Origin of the sequence: Gimesia maris (assembly GCF_008298035.1) — a bacterium.
GTDB classification, from domain to species: Bacteria; Planctomycetota; Planctomycetia; order Planctomycetales; family Planctomycetaceae; genus Gimesia; species Gimesia maris.
Map to the genome: position 1 here is coordinate 2,899,582 of NZ_CP042910.1, position 19,901 is coordinate 2,919,482.

At 53.6% G+C, this 19,901-nt stretch carries 17 protein-coding genes; 8 read left to right on the plus strand and 9 right to left on the minus strand.

What is annotated here, in order from left to right:
• Nucleotides 1-664 precede the first annotated feature (664 nt).
• From GmarT_RS10845 to GmarT_RS10860, 4 genes are all read right to left on the minus strand, one after another.
• Entirely contained in the window at nucleotides 665-1,174 is a 510-nt protein-coding gene (locus GmarT_RS10845; protein ID WP_002648873.1) for a hypothetical protein, read from the minus strand.
• Nucleotides 1,171-1,521, minus strand: coding sequence for a hypothetical protein (locus tag GmarT_RS10850; RefSeq protein WP_002648872.1), 351 nt, complete (start codon nucleotides 1,519-1,521; stop codon nucleotides 1,171-1,173). Before GmarT_RS10850 ends, GmarT_RS10845 begins: the two co-directional genes overlap by 4 nt.
• Nucleotides 1,505-1,783 (minus strand): hypothetical protein, encoded by a 279-nt coding sequence (locus tag GmarT_RS10855; RefSeq protein WP_002648871.1) that lies wholly within the window; start codon nucleotides 1,781-1,783, stop codon nucleotides 1,505-1,507. Before GmarT_RS10855 ends, GmarT_RS10850 begins: the two co-directional genes overlap by 17 nt.
• Before the next feature lie 221 nt (nucleotides 1,784-2,004).
• Nucleotides 2,005-2,388: a hypothetical protein gene (locus tag GmarT_RS10860; protein WP_002648870.1), complete on the minus strand. Its 384-nt coding sequence runs from the start codon at nucleotides 2,386-2,388 to the stop codon at nucleotides 2,005-2,007.
• A 125-nt stretch (nucleotides 2,389-2,513) separates the two neighbouring features.
• Here GmarT_RS10860 and GmarT_RS29485 point away from each other — a divergent pair, with 125 nt between their 5' ends.
• On the plus strand, nucleotides 2,514-2,660 hold the full coding sequence (locus tag GmarT_RS29485; RefSeq protein WP_187782357.1) for a hypothetical protein: 147 nt from the start codon (nucleotides 2,514-2,516) through the stop codon (nucleotides 2,658-2,660).
• Nucleotides 2,661-2,809: 149 nt separating this feature from the next.
• Here the strand turns inward: GmarT_RS29485 and hisD are convergent, their stop codons facing one another.
• Together hisD and glyA are read right to left on the minus strand one after the other, a co-directional pair.
• Nucleotides 2,810-4,186: a histidinol dehydrogenase gene (gene hisD, locus GmarT_RS10870; RefSeq protein WP_002648869.1), complete on the minus strand. Its 1,377-nt coding sequence runs from the start codon at nucleotides 4,184-4,186 to the stop codon at nucleotides 2,810-2,812.
• A gap of 18 nt (nucleotides 4,187-4,204) precedes the next feature.
• Nucleotides 4,205-5,446: a serine hydroxymethyltransferase gene (gene glyA / locus GmarT_RS10875; protein ID WP_002648868.1), complete on the minus strand. Its 1,242-nt coding sequence runs from the start codon at nucleotides 5,444-5,446 to the stop codon at nucleotides 4,205-4,207.
• 251 nt (nucleotides 5,447-5,697) lie between these two features.
• Here glyA and GmarT_RS10880 point away from each other — a divergent pair, with 251 nt between their 5' ends.
• From GmarT_RS10880 to GmarT_RS10900, 5 genes are all read left to right on the plus strand, one after another.
• Nucleotides 5,698-6,963 carry a tetratricopeptide repeat protein gene (locus GmarT_RS10880; RefSeq protein ID WP_002648867.1) on the plus strand — a complete coding sequence of 422 codons (1,266 nt, stop codon included), beginning with the start codon at nucleotides 5,698-5,700 and terminating at the stop codon, nucleotides 6,961-6,963.
• Nucleotides 6,964-7,178: 215 nt separating this feature from the next.
• Nucleotides 7,179-8,357, plus strand: a complete 1,179-nt coding sequence (dgoD, locus tag GmarT_RS10885; protein ID WP_002648866.1) for a galactonate dehydratase — start codon at nucleotides 7,179-7,181, stop codon at nucleotides 8,355-8,357.
• A gap of 61 nt (nucleotides 8,358-8,418) precedes the next feature.
• Entirely contained in the window at nucleotides 8,419-9,819 is a 1,401-nt protein-coding gene (locus tag GmarT_RS10890; protein ID WP_002648865.1) for a hypothetical protein, read from the plus strand.
• A gap of 44 nt (nucleotides 9,820-9,863) precedes the next feature.
• A complete protein-coding gene (locus GmarT_RS10895) occupies nucleotides 9,864-10,775 on the plus strand; it encodes a dihydrodipicolinate synthase family protein (RefSeq protein ID WP_002648864.1) in 912 nt (303 codons plus the stop codon).
• Nucleotides 10,776-10,802: 27 nt separating this feature from the next.
• Entirely contained in the window at nucleotides 10,803-12,164 is a 1,362-nt protein-coding gene (locus GmarT_RS10900) for an MFS transporter (RefSeq protein ID WP_002648863.1), read from the plus strand.
• Between the two features lie 75 nt (nucleotides 12,165-12,239).
• On the opposite strand, the gene GmarT_RS29490 is transcribed toward GmarT_RS10900, so the two are convergent.
• Both GmarT_RS29490 and GmarT_RS10905 read right to left on the minus strand, forming a co-directional pair.
• A complete protein-coding gene (locus tag GmarT_RS29490) occupies nucleotides 12,240-12,410 on the minus strand; it encodes a hypothetical protein (protein ID WP_002648862.1) in 171 nt (56 codons plus the stop codon).
• A gap of 38 nt (nucleotides 12,411-12,448) precedes the next feature.
• A complete protein-coding gene (locus tag GmarT_RS10905; RefSeq protein ID WP_002648861.1) occupies nucleotides 12,449-13,213 on the minus strand; it encodes a PIG-L deacetylase family protein in 765 nt (254 codons plus the stop codon).
• 316 nt (nucleotides 13,214-13,529) lie between these two features.
• Here GmarT_RS10905 and nagB point away from each other — a divergent pair, with 316 nt between their 5' ends.
• Both nagB and GmarT_RS10915 read left to right on the plus strand, forming a co-directional pair.
• Nucleotides 13,530-15,428 (plus strand): glucosamine-6-phosphate deaminase, encoded by a 1,899-nt coding sequence (nagB, locus tag GmarT_RS10910; protein ID WP_002648860.1) that lies wholly within the window; start codon nucleotides 13,530-13,532, stop codon nucleotides 15,426-15,428.
• A gap of 336 nt (nucleotides 15,429-15,764) precedes the next feature.
• Nucleotides 15,765-17,132 (plus strand): TlpA disulfide reductase family protein, encoded by a 1,368-nt coding sequence (locus GmarT_RS10915; protein ID WP_002648859.1) that lies wholly within the window; start codon nucleotides 15,765-15,767, stop codon nucleotides 17,130-17,132.
• Nucleotides 17,133-17,302: 170 nt separating this feature from the next.
• On the opposite strand, the gene GmarT_RS10920 is transcribed toward GmarT_RS10915, so the two are convergent.
• Complete coding sequence (locus GmarT_RS10920; RefSeq protein WP_002648858.1) at nucleotides 17,303-19,546, minus strand: HEAT repeat domain-containing protein; 2,244 nt, start codon at nucleotides 19,544-19,546, stop codon at nucleotides 17,303-17,305.
• Nucleotides 19,547-19,901 lie beyond the last annotated feature (355 nt).

Consider the following 19,901-nt stretch of genomic DNA (forward strand, 5'->3'; position numbering starts at 1 on the left):
GGTGACGAACGTTTCGGGAAAAGAGCAATCGGTCTGCGGAAGCAAGTCAGGTCAGTTGTTTCTCAGTTGATCGATTTCTCTGTTACCTCCTGTTGTCTGCGACAACCTCGAATTTCATTCGAGGCCACCCAGGGAGAAATAGACAGGTTCTCTTTTTTCTACCACGAAAAATTCGAAATGACACGAACGTTTCTGACTGGTGAGATCACAAACCAGGGGTGATCCCGGATGTAATCCGGGACGAGCGAAGCGAGCAGGAGGTCTCAGCTGCCGGTGACGAACGTTTTGGGGAGAGAGCGATCTGCCTGCAGAAGCAAGTCAGCTCAGTCGATTCTCAGTTGATCGATTCCCCTGCGACCTCCTGTTGCCTGCGGCAACCTCGAATTACATTCGAGGCCACCCGGAGAAAATTGTCAGGTACTCTTTTTTCTAGCACGAACAGCACGAAATGACACGAACGTTTCTAACCGGTGAGGTCAGAAACCAGGGGTGGTCGCGGATGTAATCCGGGACGAGCGGAGCGAGCAGGAGGTCTCAGCTGCCGGTGACGAACGTTTTGGGGAGAGAGGCATCTTCCTGCAGGAGTCGTCAGCTCAATCAAGACGTTGTTACTTCTGGAACGCTGGCAGGTATTTAAATTGCCCCCAATGTCTTATTGTAAAACTCAGGTGTCAGCGTATTCCGGGAATCGATTTACAGCTATTTGAATGAGACGCATCAAGTCGCGCCCTTGGCCTTTTGTTAAAGATTTCCAAACGGAAAAATCATGATTTACAGGAGCTGAACTGGGAGTAGCGTGAGGCCATGGATACTCTGTATTGGGTCCATTGTTGGCAAGAGCTGGAGAAATTCGTTCCAGGTCATAGGCGATTGGTAATACAGATCGCAACCAACTTTGGAATTGATTGTAATTTGTAAAAGTAAAAAGAGTCGCAATTCGTTCTCGATCCGTCTGACGGATTTGTCCTAAGAATCTGAGAAAATGAACAAAACCAGCATAACTTCTTGGAGGAGGGGAACCAGACCTCCAGAGATATGCCTTTGCTATTTTTTCCGTCACCATCTGAAGGTAATGGAGCGTGTGGCATTGAGCGATACCAGCGCTTTTTAAGAGGATAAAGGCCTCATGATCGGATTTTGCCTGATGCCACCATTGTTCCTGGTAACTATTCATTGGGGAAGGGTTTCAAACTGGTCATTGGGGAATGCGATCAAATCGTCTAGTGACCAGCCGTTTGGCAATGACAAATTTTCAGATTGAATCTGTTGCCATTGAGCAGGTGTCACATCAAGAACAAAGAGTCTGTGAGCATTTTCAGTTCCCGTGTCGATACCAAAATCGATTGGTTCCAACGAGTCCTCAGTTCGATCTCCTATCAATGTATTAATTTCAACAAAGTGAATTTCGCGTTCATCTGCATTCGTTGGCAGATAGAAGATCTTTTCAATTCCAGGGTCAGTCTTAAGATGTTCTTGAGCATACCAACTTGCCCAGGAGTCTCTGTCAAAATTTTCTGGCATGATTCCTGCTTCCGGTTATTACTGTGTCATAGTCGTTGTAAATATCCATTGCAGGATCGTTCCAGTCACTGGATTCATAGGAACGGGCGAGCAGCTTGCGGAGGTCTTCTTCGGTTAATTCATCGGAACCTGCTTTTCTGAGCACACCACAAATCTTGGCATAGATGTCCTTACGTACCAGAACACAATCTGTCCCTTCGACATCCACGGGGATTTCTTCTCCGCGAGAAATCGCATCAGATTGTTCTTTTGTCAGTTTCATGAAACCCTCCAGAGAAATTATTGCAGACCAACGGCGGCGTGGCAATCTTTTTTATCTGGATTGGGATGTTTTCTGATCACTGTTGGCGAGCCAACAGTGCCACTCGATGGCTGGGTACTCATACACCACTACTTCTCAACATTCACCTCCCCTCCCCCGTGCCGATTCTTATCATTCTTTCTGTTTCTCTGCTGGTCTTTTTTGGGGGCTGGTGGGGTTGGTTATCTGTGGAGGCCCAGGAGTTTGTCCAGGCGTTTGCGGGCGTGGAGTTGTTCGCGGGTGCTTGTTTTGGGGTCCGCGATGATGTTCTGGTAGAAGTTTACTGAATCGGCGAAGAGTTGTTCGGTCCGTTTTTCTTCCAGCATGATCAGCAGTTCGAGGCTGGCGGCGACTTGTTGCTGGCTGTCGCGGCTTTCGATTTCACGGCGGGCTTTCTGGATGTAACGTTCGATGGAGCGTGGCTTGAGGCCGGTTTCGGCGGCGCACTCGGTTTTGATGTCACAAACGCGCGCGTTCAACTCCAGCTGGAGCATGATCATATTGATCAGTTGGGTCCGTTGTTCGAGGCTCAGACGCTGGCGGGTTTTAAGAAGGGAGTCGGTCATGAGTTTGTTTCCTCTCTGTAATTTCTGGTCGGGTGATCGCGTGCCGTGCCTGCCCGGGGGTGTCAAGGATCTTCGCGAAGGGCGCGCTCGGGTCAAGGGGCATCTGAAGAAAACGAGTGGTCGATATGAGTCGATACCGGGGCGATCCGCCGCGACAGCCGGGTGGTTCGGGGACGACGGACTGCGAAGTGCGGCGACCCGCAGGCATACAGCGCGAACTACTGCCGTTTGTGCCCGTAAATTTCGGCGATTTTCACTATGGATTCCAGTGAAGATCGGGAACCGGTGTCGCGTGTTTCAGTGCTCTGTAAACTGGGCACGCGCGCGACCCGAAACAACGCTTATCGCTGTTGGCGCGGCGCGGTCAAGTGCATTCTATGCAGCGGGAGTGCGGGGATGTGCAGCAGCAGGTGCGGGACGTTCAGTCGTCAAGACGGATGGTGACGCTGGCGGCGTGGGCGGTGAGGCCTTCTTTTTCGGCGAGCAGCGTGATGCCGGGCGCGTCGTTTTTGAGTCCCTGCTGGTTGTAGTAGATCACCGAGGACCGTTTGAGGAAGTCGATCGCACACAGACCGTTGGCGAAGCGGGCCGTCCCTCCGGTGGGGAGCACATGAGACGGGCCGGCGTAGTAGTCACCTGTCGCGACCGGGGTGTAGTGGCCCATGAAGATCGCGCCGGCGTTCTGGATTTTGGCGAGCTGCTGATCGGGGTTGGCGGTCGAGATGTGCAGATGCTCGGGAGCCAGGAGATCGGTATAGCGGGCGGCTTCGTCTTCGTCGCGGGCGAGAATCAACGCGCCGTAGTCGAGCAGACTCTGACGGGCGAGATCGCCGCGCGGGAGTTCGCCCAGCTGGCTGATGAGTGCATCGCGGACGGCTTCGATCAGTGGCGCGTGCCAGGTGATGAGGACGCCGGAACCGGGGCTGTGCTCGGCCTGCGAGATCAGGTCGCTGGCGATGAACGCGGGGTTGGCGGTTTCGTCGGCGAGTACGATGACTTCACTGGGGCCGGCGATGCTGTCGATGTCGACTTCGCCGAAGACGTGACGCTTGGCGAGGGCGACGAACAGATTACCGGGGCCAACAATTTTATCGACGCGTTCGATGCCTTCGACGCCATACGCGAGTGCGGCGACGGCCTGGGCACCGCCGACCCGGTAGATTTCGGTGATGCCGAGTTCCTGGCAGGCGGCGAGGATGTCGGTGTTGTAACCGCCGAAATCGGTGGGTGGCACGACGACGACGATCTCTTTGACGCCGGCGGTCTGTGCGGGGATGGCGGTCATCAGCAGTGTGGACGGATACGCGGCCGCACCGCCGGGAATGCAGACGCCGACCCGTTTCAATGGGAGATAACGCTGGCGGAGCTCGACGCGGGACTCCCCTGCTTCGCGGAGGACTTTGACGTCGTCGGGCAGCAGAGCGGACTGGAACTCAATGATGTTCTCGCGGATGCGACGCAGCGTGGCGAGGTACTCGGGCTCGGCCTTGGCGTGCGCCTGTTTGAGTTCCTCAGCCGAGACGCGCATGGTCTCGGGGGTGAGCTGCTTGCGGTCGAGCTTTTCCGAGTAATCAAGCAGCGCGGCGCGACCTTTGTCGCGGACATCGTTGCAGATGCGTTCGACGACTTCCTGCGGCGAGAGGGGTTCGCCGAAGAGTTCGATCGTGCGTTGACGGCCGGCTTCCGAGACGACATTGCCGCGCGGGCTGAGCTTTTCGCGGAGTTCGCTGAAGAGCGCGGTGGCATCGTCGCGGGTGCAGTCGATGGTGGTGATGTCGAGTTCGCTGTGCTGTGTCATGAGTCGGGTATCAGTCTGTTACGCGATGCCGGGCACGGGATAGCTCTGGGCGAATTCCGCGATTTCCCCTTTGACGGTTTCGATGTTGGCTTCGTCTGCGGGAGCACCGAGGACTTTGAGGATCCAGGCACCGACCTTTTTCATTTCGTCTTCTTTCATGCCCCGGGTGGTGAGGGCGGCGGTTCCGATGCGGATGCCGCTGGGATCGAGCGGTTTACGCTGATCGTAGGGGATCATGTTTTTGTTGACGGTGATGCCGGCCTTGTCGAGTGCTTCTTCGGCGATTTTACCGGAGAGGTCAATCGCGGTAACATCACAGAGCATGAGGTGGTTGTCGGTTCCGCCAGACGCGAGTTTGATGCCGCCTGCCATCAGGGTCTCGGCGAGGGTTCTGGCATTGGCGACGATCTGTCGGGCATAGGCTTTGAAGTCGTCGGTATTGGCTTCCTGGAAGCAGATCGCTTTGCCGGCGATGACGTGCTCGAGGGGACCACCTTGAATGCCGGGGAAGACTTCGCGGTTGAGGTCTTTGGCGTATTTCTTTTTCATGAGGACGAAGCCGGACCGGGGGCCACGCAGGGTTTTGTGAGTGGTGGAGGTGACGAAGTCGGCGACTTCGACGGGGTTGTTGTGCATGCCGCCGGCGACGAGACCGGAATAGTGGGCCATGTCGACCATCAGAACCGCACCGACTTCGGCGGCGATTTCGGCGAACTTGGGGTGGTCGATTTCACGCGGGTAGGCGGAGGCACCGGCGATGATCATTTTGGGTTTGTGTTCGCGGGCGAGTTTGGCGACCTGGTCGTAGTCGATCTGGTGGTTATCTTCACGCACGCCGTAAGGAACGGGATTATAGAGGGTTCCCGAGAAGTTCAATTTCATGCCGTGCGTGAGGTGACCGCCGTGTGCGAGGTCCATGGCGAGGAAGGTGTCGCCTGGTTTCAGCACGGTGAAGTAGACGGACATGTTGGCCTGGGAACCGGAGTGCGGCTGGACGTTAGCGTATTCGGCTCCGAAGAGGCTGCAGGCGCGATCGCGGGCGAGGTTTTCGACGACGTCGACATATTCGCATCCGCCGTAGTAACGACGTCCAGGGAGTCCTTCGGCGTATTTGTTCGTGAGGATCGAGCCGGCCGCTTCCATAATGGCGGCGCTGGTGTAATTTTCAGAGGCGATCAGCTCCAGGCCATTCTTCTGGCGCTGGGCTTCAGACTGAATACACTTCCAGATTTCGGGATCACACGACTCGAGCACGGACATTCCAATCAACTCCCATGGATATATGGTCAAATTTGGGGGTACAAACGGTACCTTCAGCAGGAAAAAACATATTTTGCTCCCTTATAATGAAGGATTGCCCTGAAAGCTACCCAACGGATTCCCGTATCATTATCCTCGGAGAAAGTTTACTGCTGTTTTACCTCTCTGGGGGGTATGATATTTTTGCATCTGGCATTTGGTAACCCCCTTTTTACTCGATATTTCTGAATTAATGCATTATTACTTGATCTATGTCTGAGACTGAAGAAGAACAACCTGATCAACTGCTTCAAGGCTCCCCTGCTCTGCAGGGAGAACGCGTGGTGTTTACGGGCACGCTTGCTTCGATGACACATCAGAAGGCGGGCGAGTTCGTCGAGGAGCATGGTGGGCAGGCCGCTCAACATGTGAGTCGACAGACAACGCTGCTGGTAGTGGGCGAAGAGGGGTGGCCGCTGGAAGCGGACGGATCGCCTTCGGTGAATCTGACGCATGCCCAGGAGCTGATTGCCGAGGGTGTTGCGATTCAGATCATCAAGGAATCGGACTGGCTGGCGCTGATTGAGCTCCGCGAGCCGGGCGTGAATGTGGATCAGCTTTATACGCCGGCGATGCTGACGCAGATGCTGGATATACCCGTGGGGACGATTCGCCGCTGGGAACGTCAGGGACTGATCAAGCCGGCGCGGAAGATTTACCGTCTGCCTTATTTTTCCTTTCAGGAAGTGGCGAGCGTACGGCGGCTGTCGCAGTTGCTGGAATCGGGAGTGAATCCGCGGGAGCTGGAAAGCAGCCTGCAGCACCTGGGGAAATTCTTCAACGAGATCGACGCACCGCTCTCTCAATTAACCTTACTGGCACAGGATGCACAGTTGCTGTTGAAAGATGAGCGGGGTCTGATTGATCCGCGGCACGGTCAGCGGGTGTTCGACTTTGGAACTGCAGAGACCGAAGTGCCTGAGCTGGCGGACGAGGAAACGTTCGAGGGAACAATTGAGTTCACAGAGCATCTGAAGCCAGCAGAACCAGTGGACCGGAGTGCGGACGAATGGTTCGACGAAGGCTGCCAGCTGCTGGATGCCGGCGAAGCGAAGCCGGCAATCGAAGCATTTCGTCTGGCGTTATTGGGGCAACCCGATATGCCCGAAGCGCATCTGCATCTGGCGGAGGCGCTGTACCTGGACGGGAAGGCCGAAGGGGCGCTGGAACGCTATTACGCGGCTGTGGAATGGGATCACGATTACATTGAGGCGTGGACGCAACTGGGGTGCCTGCATAATGAGCTGGGGGATCCGGAGGCGGCGCTGCAGGCATTTGAGATCGCACTACGGGTTCACCCCGATTACCCGGATGCGCATCTGCATAAAGCAGAAGTGCTGCATCAGCTGAACCGGGTCGAAGAAGCGGTTCCCCACTGGAAGATCTACCTGGACTTCGATGAGATGGGCCCGTGGGCAGACCTCGCGCGACAGCGTCTGCAGGAATACGACGACGGCGAAGATCTGCAGTTCCCGTAACGGTTGAACTGTAGGGTTTGGGGGCAGTGAACCTCTTTCACTATTTCGTTCACGGCTCAGGTCTGTACGTCTGATATTCATCTATTGCCCGCTGCGCCCCTCCTTATAATTGTTACTCAGTTCTTTGGCATAATTGCTTGCTTCCCAAATGCTTTCGGGTTATGTTGTTATTTTGACGCCAAAATAAAACCCTGGAAGACTGGAACCAATTCCCGATGAAAATAGAACGCATCGAAACTCTGGTGTGTTATGCCCGGATGCGAAACTGGGTGTTTGTCAAAGTAATCACCGATCAGCCGGGCCTGTATGGCTGGGGAGAAGCGACGCTGGAGTGGCATACGCGTGGCGTCGCGGGGACGATTGAAGATCTGTCCCAGTTGTTGATTGGCGAAGATCCGCGGCGGGTGGAATATCTGTGGCAGATGATGTGGCGTCAGCATTTCTGGCATGGGAGTGGCGTGACGCGATCGACGGCGATTGCGGGAATAGACCTGGCGCTGTGGGACATTCTGGGGAAAGTTCATGGTGTGCCCTGCCATCAGTTGTGGGGCGGACCGGTTCGCGATTACATCCGGCTGTATTGTCACCTGGGTGGCGGGAACATGGAATCGTTCTACCAGACTTCGACCGATAATGCGGCGCAGTTTGCAGATCTGGCGCAGGAAGCGGTCGCCGATGGGTTTTCGGCGTTCAAATCGATGGCGGTTCCGCCGACGATGCCGATCGAGGGATTGAAACCGATCAAGGCAGCCGAAGACTGTGTTGCAGCGATGCGGGATGCGGTGGGTGATGACGTGGATATCATGGTGGACTGTCATGCCCGCCCTTCACCGGCGATGGGGCTGCAGTTCGCGAAGGCGCTGGATCCTTACGGTCTGTATTTCTTCGAAGAGCCCTGCTGGCCGGAATCGATGGACAGCCTGGCGACGATCAATGCCGCGGTGACGACGCCGATTGCAACGGGCGAACGGTTAACGCATCTGGCGGCGTTTCGCGATCTGTTTGAGAAACGGGGTTGTGAAATCTGTCAGCTGGACCTGACACATTGCGGCGGTTTCACGGAAGCACGCCGGATCGCTGCGCTGGCGGACGCGTACCGGATTTCGCTGGCGCCGCATAATCCACAGGGGCCTGTGAGTACGGCGGCTTCGCTGGAATTCGGGTTCTCGCAGCCAAGCTATATCATTTGTGAATCGGTGCACGACGATGTACCCTGGAGACAGGATGTGGTGGAAGAAGGTTTTGTAATCGATCCCAAAACGCGGACGGTCAAGCCGAACCAGAAGCCGGGACTGGGGATTTCGATTAACGAAGCGGAAGTGAAGAAGCATCCGTTTCAGCAGGAAACCGTGCAGCGCGTCTTCTACCAGGATGGCGCCGTCGGGGACTGGTAAGGCGCGGCTCACGCCTGGCTCTCTCAATTCTTCAACTCTCATTCGATGAACGGAACGACTCATGAGTGAATCAACTCTACAGGCGAAAACACAGTCTGCCTTTCGGGGACGGATTGGAGTGGCGACCGTTGATATCACGCCACCGACTGGAATTTACGCCCGCAACTGGGGAGCCGCCAAGCATGATGTGGCAGACTGGATTCACCGCCGTCTGACGCTGAATGCACTGGTTTTGAGTGAGTCCAATTCCAAACGGCCGCTGGTATTTCTGGATGCCGATCTGGGCTGGTGGCGTTCGCTGCCGACCTTTCGCCGGTTTCAATCAAGACTGCTGGAAGAGCTGGAACTGGATGAAGCGTCGCTGATTTTTGGAGTGAGTCACACGCATGCTTCGCCGCCACTGACCGATCCCGACCCGGATCTGCCCGCGAGTGCATCGCTGGCGGAGTATCTGGAGACGGTGTACCTGGCTGCTGTTAAAGTCACACGGGCGGCGATGAAGAATGCGACGGAAGCGGTACTGGAGTGGAAGACCGGATGTTGCGGACTGGCATCAATGCGGGACCTGCCGGACCCTGATCCGGAGGCGGAGCGAATCATCTGTGGCTGGAATCCGGATGAACCAGCTGACGATACTCTGGTTGTGGGGCGGATCACGGATCTGGAGGGAGCGTTACAGGCTGTGATCGTCAATTACGCGTGTCATCCGACGACGCTGGCCTGGGAGAATACGGCGATCTCACCCGACTATCCGGGAGCGATGCGGGATACGATCAAGGAGACGTTGGACGTTCCTGCGCTGTTCATGCAGGGGGCTTCGGGAGAGCTTTCGCCGCGCTATCAATATGTGGGTGATGTTGCGGTCGCAGATCGACATGGTCGGCAACTGGCGTATGCAGTGCTGGCGACGCTGGAAGATATGGAACCGCCGGGAACGTGTCTGAAATATTCGGGGGTAATGGAATCCGGGGCGCCGCTGGCGGTGTGGAAGCATGTGGTGGACAAGCCGGGACTGAAGCTGAAGACATTACAGACACTGGTGGAAATTCCATTGAAAGACTGGCCGACGGCGGATGAACTGGAAGCGCAGCGACAGGCGTGTACGGACCGGGCATTGGAAGAACGGTTACGGCGACGCAGGAATATTCGTCGAGGAATCGGAGACGGCAAGACGCTGGAATTACCGATCTGGGTGTGGCAGATGGGAGAGACGATTCTGATTGGCAGCCCGACGGAAGCATATTCAATTCTGCAGCGGGAACTGCGGCGAAGGTATCCCGAGCGGACGATTGCCTGTCTGAATCTGATCAACGGAACGACCGGATATCTGGCACCGGCGGAGTTGTATGATCTGGACTTGTACCAGGTATGGCAGACACCGTTTGAACGCGGCGGACTGGAGCAGGTCATCGAAGCGATGGCGGATGCGATCGGGCAGATCATCGAAACGGAAACAGTTTGAGCTCGCGAAAAATATTTGAATTTCCAGACGGGAAGAAGAGACAGATGGCGACATTGATTCAGGGTGTGTTACCGGTTCTGCATACGCCTCTTTGTGAGGACGAGACGATTGACGGGGACGCGTTCGCGCGGGAAATTGACTGGTGTTTCGAACGGGGCGCGGATGGCGTGTGCGGCGCGATGGTTTCAGAAGTGCTGCGACTGACCTATGAGGAACGACTGAATCTCACGCAGTTCATGGTGGAACTGACGGCGGGGCGTGGGACGGTGATTGCCAGTGTGGGAGCAGAGAGTACGCGGCAGGCGGTTGCCTTCGCGCGTCAGGCTGAGGATACTGGTTGTGCAGCAGTGATGGCGATTCCCCCGGTGACGACTGCCCTGCCCGACGGGGCGCTGTGGGATTATTTTACGACGCTGGCAAAACAATGCAGTCTGCCGCTGGTGGTGCAGGATGCTTCGTCTTACGTCGGTCGGGCGATTTCGATCGAGTTTTATAAACGACTGCTGGATGAGTTCGGTCCCGAAAAGATTCTGTTCAAACCGGAAGCTTCGCCGATCGGCCCCAATCTGTCTGCGCTGCGGGATGCGACGGGGGGACAGGCCCGGATCTTTGATGGATCGGGGGGCATTCTGCTCGTGGATGCTTATCGGCGTGGGATCAGTGGTACGATGCCGGGCGTGGATCTGCTGGATGGGATCATGGCTTTGTGGAAGGCGCTGCAGGCGGGCGATGATGCGGCCGTCTATCGGATCTATTTTCCGATCTGTGCGATTGTGGCGCTGCAGTTACAGGCGGGGCTGGACGGTTTTCTGGCGATTGAAAAATATCTGCTGGTCAAGCGGGGGATTTTCGGTTCGGATCGTCGCTGTGAACCCAACGCGTGGAGTCTGGATGAAGAGACTCGAGTGGAAGTGGACCGCTTGTATGAACTGTTGATGGAATCATTAGACGAATAAGACCATGAGCCGAGAGGGACGATCTTTGTGACTGATCAGGACGAGCCGAAACTCATTTCCGAAGAAACACCCACGCGAGCACGTTTCAAGGTGCTGACACTATTGTGTCTGGTGGCAGCGGTGGCTTATATCAGTCGCAATGCGATTTCTGTGCCTGCGAAACTGATCCAGGAAGAGCTGGATATCAGCCAGACACAGATGGGCTGGGTGATGAGTGCCTTTTTCTGGAGCTATGCCCTGTCACAGATACCGAGCGGCTGGGTCGCGCATGTCTGGGGGACGCGACGGTCGCTGACCGCGTTTGCTGTTCTGTGGTCAATTGCAACCGCATTGACGGGAATGGTGACCGGGTTCGGGATGCTGATTGGCGTGCGTCTGATTTTTGGGATTTCGCAGGCGGGAATCTTTCCCTGTTGTGCGAGTACGATTTCGAGGTGGCTACCACATGCACGGCGGGGGCTCGCCAGTGGTCTGCTGGGAAGTTTCATGTCGATCGGCAGTGCCTTCGGAGCGTTCAGCATTGGTTTGCTGCTTGCGGGATTTCAGATTGGTGGCAACCAGATTCCGGGAATGAGCTGGCGAACGATCATGTATCTCTGCGCGGTGCCGGGAGTTGTGTGGGCGATAGTATTTTATTACTGGTTCCGCGACCGACCTGAAAAGCATCGTGGTGTGAATGCGGCAGAGCTGGAGCTCATTCGGGGTGACGAAGCCTTAACGCCAGCGGAACAGACAAAGGGCCAGGAAAAGGAAGAACATGTCGAGCCGACGCCCTGGGATCAGATCCTGACAAGTTTCTCGATGTGGATGATTTGCGGCCAGCAGTTCTTTCGGGCTGCGGGGAATATTTTTTACATGACCTGGTTTCCGGTTTATTTACAGGAGGCGCGGGGTATCAGCCTGGCCTCTTCCGGGCTCTTGACGAGTCTCCCTTTGCTGACGTTTGTCGTAGGGAATTTTCTGGGGGGCGTCGTGGTAGACTGGGTGCTGAAGCGCACTGGAAGCCGTCGCTGGAGCCGGCAGGGAGTCGCGATTGTCGCGATGCTGGGCTGTGGACTCTGTACGCTATGCGCCTACTTCGTGCAGGAAATGACGCTGGCGATGACACTGATTTCAGTCAGTATGTTTTTTGCCGGACTGGGTGGAGCCTGCGGTTACACGGTGACAATTGACAAAGGAGGTCAGCATGTGGCACCGATATTCGGGATGATGAATATGACGGGAAACCTGGGAGCCGCTTTGCTGCCGGTGATAGTCGGTGTGATGTTCGATGCAGGCTGGTATGAAACGGTGCTGATTCTGATGGCGGGGATTTATGTGAGTGCTGCGGTCTGCTGGATGCTGCTCAATCCGAATGGGACCGTGTTTGAAGAAAAACGCTCCCGGTAGCGGGCGAAAAAAAACTCTGACAGGCCGAAACTGGTCAGAGTTAAAATCTCATTTGTGATTCCAGGCAGAGCGGAATTAATTCTTCAGGCTCCAGAAAATGACATAGGTGCCGACAATCACGGTGTAGCTGAAGGTGCAGACCATTAACACGGTGAGAAACTTTCCCGCGCTGGCATCTTCAGTTGCCATTGTTTCAATTTCTGTCTCGGTGTAAGGGAGTTCCTGACTGGTTTGTGGATCATTCATGTTGTCGGCTCTATTTCTGACTGTCTGGAGTGTGGGGTTTACTTTTCAAGCAGTTGCAGTAACAGGTTACTGGAAGGGTACGGGTGTCCGCAATGTTGGACGAAGGCTTCTCCGTAGGCGGCGCCAATTTTTTCCCCGCGGGCTGCTGACCAGCGTTCGGTTCCGTCTAGATATTCATCCAGGCCATGCTGTTTGCGAAGCCAGGCCCGCTGGCTTTCATGGCAGGCCAGCATGTTGATTTTCAGATCGAACGTTTCTGAGATATCGATGATGAACTGTGGTTCGATCGGGTTCCCGAAGTAATCACAGCCTTCAATGGGATCAACATAGTACAGGTGCGGAATTTTCTCCGTGGGAGGAGCGGGCTGAAACTGATGGGTGGTGTAGTTGGGAGCAGAAGCGCCAAAACAGGCATCCCGGACGAGGCGGCTGGTCATTTCGTGATCACTCATATAGTCAACCGGAGGTGCAGTGATGACGATATCCGGGCGGGCTTTACGAACGGCTTCGGTAACCCGTTGACGGGAATCCTGATCGATTACGATAGACAGATCGCGGAATTCGAGGCACATGTAATCGGCTCCCAGCATATCTGCCGCTTTTTTGGCTTCGGCGCGGCGGACATTGGCGATTTCCACCGGTCCCATTTCCGCACTGCCACAGTCGCCAGCGGTCATCGTGGCAATGGTGATGTGGCATCCCAGATTTTTCAGCCGGGCTAAAGTGCCCGCGCACTGGATTTCAATATCGTCAGGATGGGCGTGAATCGCGAGAATTCGTAGAGATTCTGCCTGATTTGCCATGGAATGTTCTCTCTCTGTACATTTAGGTCAGTTTATTGGTAGTAAGGTTATCAGCAGATTAGACTGTATTCCGTTTTTACTAAAGCGTCTGCAGAGTAATTGGAACCGAGCATATTAGTTCGCAAGACGCTATGGTAAAATGTGTTGAGCTCCAGTTATAATAAACATTCATAAAAAAAACACGCACACCGGGGTTACTGTTCGCGTGGTTACTTTAAATTTGTGGTCCAGTCCGGTGAAATCGTTAAAAATAGAGATGTGATTCTGCTGGAGAATGGTTCCGCTTCTTTCTTGCTTTACAGGTAAAACTCGACTGATGGCAATCGATATTTCACGTTCTGTTCATGTTACTCCCAAGTCTAAATTTGTACGACATACGAAAGTACCTACGGTCATTTTCGAAACGTCGTCTGAACTGGCCAAATATGTGGCCGGGGTGGTAGCAGATCTGATTCGAAAGAAAAACAAGGCCGGCAGCGCAGCCATCCTGGGGCTCCCTACCGGTTCGACTCCCCTGGGCGTGTACCGCGAACTGATTCGCCTGCATAACGAGGAACGGCTGGACTTTTCTAACGTGATCACGTTCAACCTGGATGAATACTGGCCGATGGATCCGGAATCGATTCACAGCTATCACAAATTCATGCAGGAGAACTTTTTCGATCATGTGAATGTGAAACCGGAAAATATTCATATTCCCCGCGGTGATATTCCGGCGGAAGAAGTAGACCTGTTCTGTGAAGAGTATGAACGAACCATCGAACAGTTTGGCGGCCTGGATCTGCAACTACTGGGGATTGGACGTTCGGGGCATATCGGATTCAACGAACCGGGAAGTGCCCGCAACAGTCTGACGCGCCTGGTGAATCTGGACCCCGTGACCCGGCGAGATGCTGCGAGTGGCTTTTTTGGCGAAGACAACGTACCCCATCACGCAATCACGATGGGTGTGGGGAGTATTCTGTCCGCCAGGAAAATCATCATTATGGCTCTGGGAGAACATAAAGCTTCCGTTGTCAAAAAAGCGGCTGAACTCGAAGTGACCGATGACGTTTCCGCGAGTTTTCTGCAGACCCATACCAATTCCGTGTTCGTCGTTGACAGTGCGGCCGCTGCAGAACTGACGGCGGTGAAAACTCCCTGGATCGTCGGGAATATTGAATGGACTCCTGTCCTGGAAAAAAAAGCGGTGATCTGGCTCTCTCGAGAAGTGGGAAAGCCACTACTGAAGCTGGAAGAAGAAGACTTTCTGCATAATCACCTGCATCAGATGCTGCATAAATATGGTTCCGTGGCACAGATTCGGGAGAGCGTATTTGATTCTCTGCTGGAAGGAATCTGTACCAAACCAGCGGGCATTGAGCCTCAGCGCGTGATCGTGTTCAGTCCGCATCCTGATGACGATGTGATTTCGATGGGGGGGACACTGATTACCCTGGCCGACCAGGGACACGAAGTGTATATCGCTTACATGACCAGTGGAAATATAGCCGTGTTTGATCATGATGCATTGCGGCATATCGATTTCGTCTGTGAATTTCACAAGCTGTTTCATGCAGATGATCGGGTGGTGCTGGAGAATCTACAGAACCTGAAGACAAGTATTGAAAACAAAAAAGCCGGAGACCTGGACACGGAGGAGATGCTCGGAATCAAAGGTTTGATCCGAAAAACAGAGGCGACTGCCGGTGCGGATGTCGCGGGGGTACCGGAGGAACGTCTGCGGTTTCTGGATTTGCCTTTCTACCGTACAGGTCAGGTCTCCAAGAAGCCAATCGGTGAAGAAGATATTGCCATCGTGGCAGACCTGCTGAGGGAAGTGAATCCGCATCAGATTTATGTGGCTGGCGATCTTTCCGATCCGCATGGGACTCACCGGGTTTGTGCCGAAGCCGTGATCAATGCGGTGAATGTAGTGGCTGATGAAGGTATTGCTCCGGAGTTCTGGATGTATCGCGGGGCCTGGGAAGAGTACGAACCGCATGAGATTGAACGGGCGGTTCCCTTGAGTCCGGAAGTGGTGCTTCGCAAACGGGAGGCGATTTTCAAGCATGAGTCACAGAAGGACAGTGCCTTCTACCCCGGGAGTGATAAACGGGAATTCTGGGTACGAGCGGAGGATCGAACTCGTAATACAGCCAGAGTTTACAATGAACTGGGATTGCCCGAATATTTTGCCATCGAAGCCTTCAAACACTATCATGGCGAGCTTTGAGTTGATTTTGCTTTTGAATTTAAGCGAGTCCCCCCTGCTCTGGGCAGCGAGAGCGGAAAACTATCTGAAATCGGTCCCCGAATTGTAATTTTTTCCAGCTTCGTCTTGCCTTAGAAGTAGTTTTTCGCGTAAAACTCGCGGCATAAAGTGTTATCCACAGGAATTTTGCTGAGGGAGTAGTAGAATTCGCTTCAAGGCGTCTTCCGCAGAACTGTAACGGTCATTCATCAAATTGACGCGGGCCAAACGTTACAGAAATCCCAATTCGGGAACAGCTTTCGCGACCTCGGTTCTTCAAATAGTGACAGACTCTCAAAGGAAGGAGAGCAATAAACGATGAGGCATCGACATCAAATCCTTTCGATCGCAGCAGGTTTGCTGTTAATCACTCAGTTCGGTTGTGGCGACGGAGATTCGGCTGCACCTCAGGCTGCTGGAAATCTCACAGACGGTAAGCTGGATGGCGCCCCTGCGGATCCTCAGTTACAGGCTGTGCCCAAGGCTTCGATCACCCAGGTTTCCCAGACAGGATCTGGTCCTGCATTAACACCTAATATGGTGCAGACTGCCAGCCTGGAACGCGAGCAGCGCGACCTGGATGATGTGGATGGGGATGAGCCTTCCCTGGCGGATGAAGAAGTGAAAATTCAGGAATTAAAAGAAGGGACTGCCGAATGGAATGTGCGGGAGATTACCCGGCTGAAAGTTCAGGCCATTCCCAAAACCGAGAATGTAGAAGAGCTGAGAACTGCCCGCTCAGAACGAAATAGAAAGATCATTCAACTGGCAATGGAAGCGGTCAAACAGACACACGCTGACAAGGAAAAGCAGCGTCTGTTCGCTGTCTGTATTAATCATCTGCTGGAAGCCCACCTGCAACAGGCATTACAGGGTGATCAGGAAAGTATCGACGCATTGTACGATCATTCTGAGTCCCTGTTTAAACGTGATCCTAAATCGCAGTCTGCTGCCGACGCAGGTTTTACAGTCGCCAAGTTTGCCAATACGAGTGCACAACGTTTTGCGAAACAGGACCCCCGCTGGATTGAAGAGTTCGTCAAGCAGTCACGACTGTTTGCCTCACGGTTTCCCCAGGAAACGGTTCGTGCTCCCCAGCTTTTGCAGGCAGCGGCAGAAACCAGCCAGCTTTATGGCTTGAATAAACAGGCACTGGATTGCTGTCTCGACCTGGAGTCGCGGTTTCCCAGAAGTAATGAGACCGCTCAGGTTCTCGGATTGTCACGCCGGCTGAAGTTGAAAGGGCATCCGCTGCAGTTAGCTGGAGAAACGATCGAGGGTGGTTTCGTTTCGATTGATGATTATAAAGGGAGTGTGGTACTGGTCGTGTTCTGGGCAACGACTGCACGACCCTTTATTGAACAGCTACCTGAAATTCAGGCATTATCACAAAAGTACCGAAAATACGGTTTTGAAATTGTCGGCGTGAACCTGGATCTGGAAGAACCTGCCATTGATGCCTTTCAGGAAAAGACACCTCTGGACTGGCGGCAGATCTTTTATTCTTCCCGCGACAAGCGTGGCTGGAACAATCCGGCAGCTGTATTTTACGGTGTGCGGACTGTGCCTATGCTGATGCTGGTGGATCATACAGGAGTAACGGAACTGGTAACGTCAGATGCAAAAGATCTGGAAGAACCGCTGCGATCACTCTTGCGAAAGAAAACGGCAGCCAACGCGAAGTAGACGAGATCCCGTTTTACTGTCGCGTTTCCAAGGCTGTTTGACCGGGTAAATCAGATGGAGAGACGCTGCGTTTCAATGTGATGCGCCCTGGTTGAAAAGAAACAGGCTGAATGATGAAAGCTTCGAAGGTTTCTGAAATCTTCGAAGCTTTTTTCTCAGCGGGAGCAGTTTCATGGAAGTGGAGTGGCAGGTTTGAATTCCTGCAGTCGTTCGCCAACCACTTTATTATCAGGCATCAGCGTTCCCATTACGGATGCCAGCGCCGTATTCAGGCGGGGCTCGGTGGCGGCCTGGTAGGCTTCGCGGATCGATGCGACTTCTTTGGAATCAACGAGCAGCCCGAATTTCTGAATATGAAATGCCAGTTGCAGGGCGGCGATTTCTTTGATGTCATTATCCATCGTTTTATTGGTAACAATCGTCACCAGATCGGCCTGAGCCGTTCGAGTGGGAATTCCGCCTAGTGTGATCAGGGCATTTGAAGCCAGAGACCGGTCGGAGACCAGTTGCAGTAGAGGCTTTTCCGCCGGCGTCAGATCGTAAATTTTTCCTCGCTGGCTGGATGCGATATGCGAGAGCCAGTAGAGAGCAGCAGCCCGATATTCTGAACGGAGTTCGCCGGTCAATTCGGGGGTTTTCAGGCTGTTAAGAAATGGTTTAACCTGTGTGGCGATATCTTCAGTGTTCTCTGATTCCACGACATATTGCACCAGGGGATAATGTCGTGTTACATATTCAATTTTATTTTTAAGACGCAGTGGACCATAGATGATAATGGGGATGTTAGCCGTACGGGAATCAGCCCTGAGATTGGCAATCGTCTGTGAAAGTCCCCAACGCATGATATTATGTTCGAGAGCAATGAATTCGACATCCATGCGCTGGGTGGCATCTTTAAAGCCTGCCATCCCGGTCTGAGTATACTCTGTTTCATACCCGAGTTCATTAAACAGCCCCGCCATGGTCTGTCCTCGAGGAATGCTGCTGTCGACAACAATGGCCGACTGTTTTCCTGCCCCCCCCAGGGCACGGGTCAGGATGGCGATGACGCGCGTTGCCCCTGGAAACGTGTTTGCAGGATCGAGTTGCATAATCGTGGTTGCTGCAGCGAACTGTACGCGGCGGTCAGGATAATTCAAAGCGGCAATCACGGAGGAGTGCTGATCGAGTTTCTCATACAGCAGGTTGCGGGATCCAATCTGTCCCAATGCTTTCAAGGCTGCCAGTGCACTGGGGGTATGCCCCTGCTTCATTGCCAGAGCCAGAACCTGGCTGACTGCTTTGGGACCGGAGAGTAATGCCAGGTTAAAAGCCGTGCCGGGACCTTCAGGCAGTGGATGATTCCAGCCGACCTGATAGGCTTCCAAGGCGAGTACCATTGACAGATAAAGAGTCTGCACGTCCTGTTTGTCTGGTGACATCTCCAGAGCTTCTTTAGCCAGGCGCAGGCCTTCAATCAGGCCGACTTCCTGTGAAGCCAGTTCTTTCTGTACGACCGTCTGTTGTGTGCTGTCCCAGACCCAGATTTTCTGCTTTTCTGCTGCATCAACGTGATTTTTGTAAAACTGCAAAGCCGCATTTTTTAAAACCTGCTGTGCTTTGTGACGGTTGAGTTCATATACATTTCGGGGATCTTTTCCGAGAATTTTTGAGAGTGCCTGGCGGGCAGCGATTTGTACACTCTGTTCCTGGCTCTCTGAAAAAGCCGGATTCCAGAGATAGAGGGCAGCAGAAGGATCGGCAATGTCTCCCAAAACTTCAGCAGCGATCTTGCGGATTCGATTCTCCGGGGCGCGTAAAGCAGCGATCAGCGGTTCGACTACCGGTTTTCCAAGTTGTGACAAAGCGAAGGCCAGTTCGTCATTTCTGGTTGGATCCTCACTCTGACTCAACTGTTTCAATATGGGAGGTGCCACGATTGATCCGGCAGATTTGAGCTGGATGATCGAAATGTTACGATCTGTGGGAGTTCCAGACAGATCATTGATTAACCCGTTAATTCGCGCAGGGTCAGTGGCGAAAGCTCGGAAGGCTGCTTCCATCTGATTCAACAAAGTGACAGATTCCGGCTGCAATGCTTTGTTGTTTGCGAGTGAAAGAAAGGCTGCGGGACCATGTTCATCTCGGAGTTTCAACAGGGTTTCCTGGTCGGGGTTGGCTTTCAGCAGTTGATCCAGATAGGGTTTGGCTGAAGCCGCGTGTCCGAGTCCGGTCAACTGTATGACAGCCTGCAGCAGCTGTGCGGGTGTTTCGGGTTTCGACAGCAGTAATTCGTCGGGAGACAGGTTAGAAATCGTTGCCGGCTTCTGAAATTGCGGAGGAATTTCATCCTGTGACCAGACGTGGGGGGACGTACTCAGGGTACAGGAAATGACCAGAGCAAATGCTGCCAGGATCCGATTATTAAAAGACATTCAGTCGACTCCGTGTCGTCATGGTTGTCGGCTATTCATGGGGCTGCCGGCGAACAGACCCGTTTCCGGTGCTGTCTGGCTGGCAGATTGAATATCTCTGATGAGAATACACAGTTACAGAAATTATATACTATTCTTATCACCTTACCCAAAACAACAGAATTCAATTGTTTCGGTTCAAGTCTTCACAGAAATCAGGTGCTATGTATTCAAATAGACATATTCAGTGTAGAAGCTTCTGTATCTATTATTATCGTTTCTGACGGCGATAACGGTGTAATCGAAGAAAGCGGATGCACGTATCTTTGCTGTACCGAATGTATTACAGAGCGCACGAACTTATTAACTGTTATAA

What these genes read in the sequence shown, in the direction of transcription:
- GmarT_RS10845 (WP_002648873.1), bottom strand. Translation starts at nt 1,174, where the DNA reads ATGAATAGTTACCAGGAACAATGGTGGCATCAGGCAAAATCCGATCAT.
- GmarT_RS10850 (WP_002648872.1), bottom strand. Translation starts at nt 1,521, where the DNA reads ATGCCAGAAAATTTTGACAGAGACTCCTGGGCAAGTTGGTATGCTCAA.
- GmarT_RS10855 (WP_002648871.1), bottom strand. Translation starts at nt 1,783, where the DNA reads ATGAAACTGACAAAAGAACAATCTGATGCGATTTCTCGCGGAGAAGAA.
- GmarT_RS10860 (WP_002648870.1), bottom strand. Translation starts at nt 2,388, where the DNA reads ATGACCGACTCCCTTCTTAAAACCCGCCAGCGTCTGAGCCTCGAACAA.
- GmarT_RS29485 (WP_187782357.1), top strand. Translation starts at nt 2,514, where the DNA reads ATGAGTCGATACCGGGGCGATCCGCCGCGACAGCCGGGTGGTTCGGGG.
- hisD (WP_002648869.1), bottom strand. Translation starts at nt 4,186, where the DNA reads ATGACACAGCACAGCGAACTCGACATCACCACCATCGACTGCACCCGC.
- glyA (WP_002648868.1), bottom strand. Translation starts at nt 5,446, where the DNA reads ATGTCCGTGCTCGAGTCGTGTGATCCCGAAATCTGGAAGTGTATTCAG.
- GmarT_RS10880 (WP_002648867.1), top strand. Translation starts at nt 5,698, where the DNA reads ATGTCTGAGACTGAAGAAGAACAACCTGATCAACTGCTTCAAGGCTCC.
- dgoD (WP_002648866.1), top strand. Translation starts at nt 7,179, where the DNA reads ATGAAAATAGAACGCATCGAAACTCTGGTGTGTTATGCCCGGATGCGA.
- GmarT_RS10890 (WP_002648865.1), top strand. Translation starts at nt 8,419, where the DNA reads ATGAGTGAATCAACTCTACAGGCGAAAACACAGTCTGCCTTTCGGGGA.
- GmarT_RS10895 (WP_002648864.1), top strand. Translation starts at nt 9,864, where the DNA reads ATGGCGACATTGATTCAGGGTGTGTTACCGGTTCTGCATACGCCTCTT.
- GmarT_RS29490 (WP_002648862.1), bottom strand. Translation starts at nt 12,410, where the DNA reads ATGAATGATCCACAAACCAGTCAGGAACTCCCTTACACCGAGACAGAA.
- GmarT_RS10905 (WP_002648861.1), bottom strand. Translation starts at nt 13,213, where the DNA reads ATGGCAAATCAGGCAGAATCTCTACGAATTCTCGCGATTCACGCCCAT.
- nagB (WP_002648860.1), top strand. Translation starts at nt 13,530, where the DNA reads ATGGCAATCGATATTTCACGTTCTGTTCATGTTACTCCCAAGTCTAAA.
- GmarT_RS10915 (WP_002648859.1), top strand. Translation starts at nt 15,765, where the DNA reads ATGAGGCATCGACATCAAATCCTTTCGATCGCAGCAGGTTTGCTGTTA.
- GmarT_RS10920 (WP_002648858.1), bottom strand. Translation starts at nt 19,546, where the DNA reads ATGTCTTTTAATAATCGGATCCTGGCAGCATTTGCTCTGGTCATTTCC.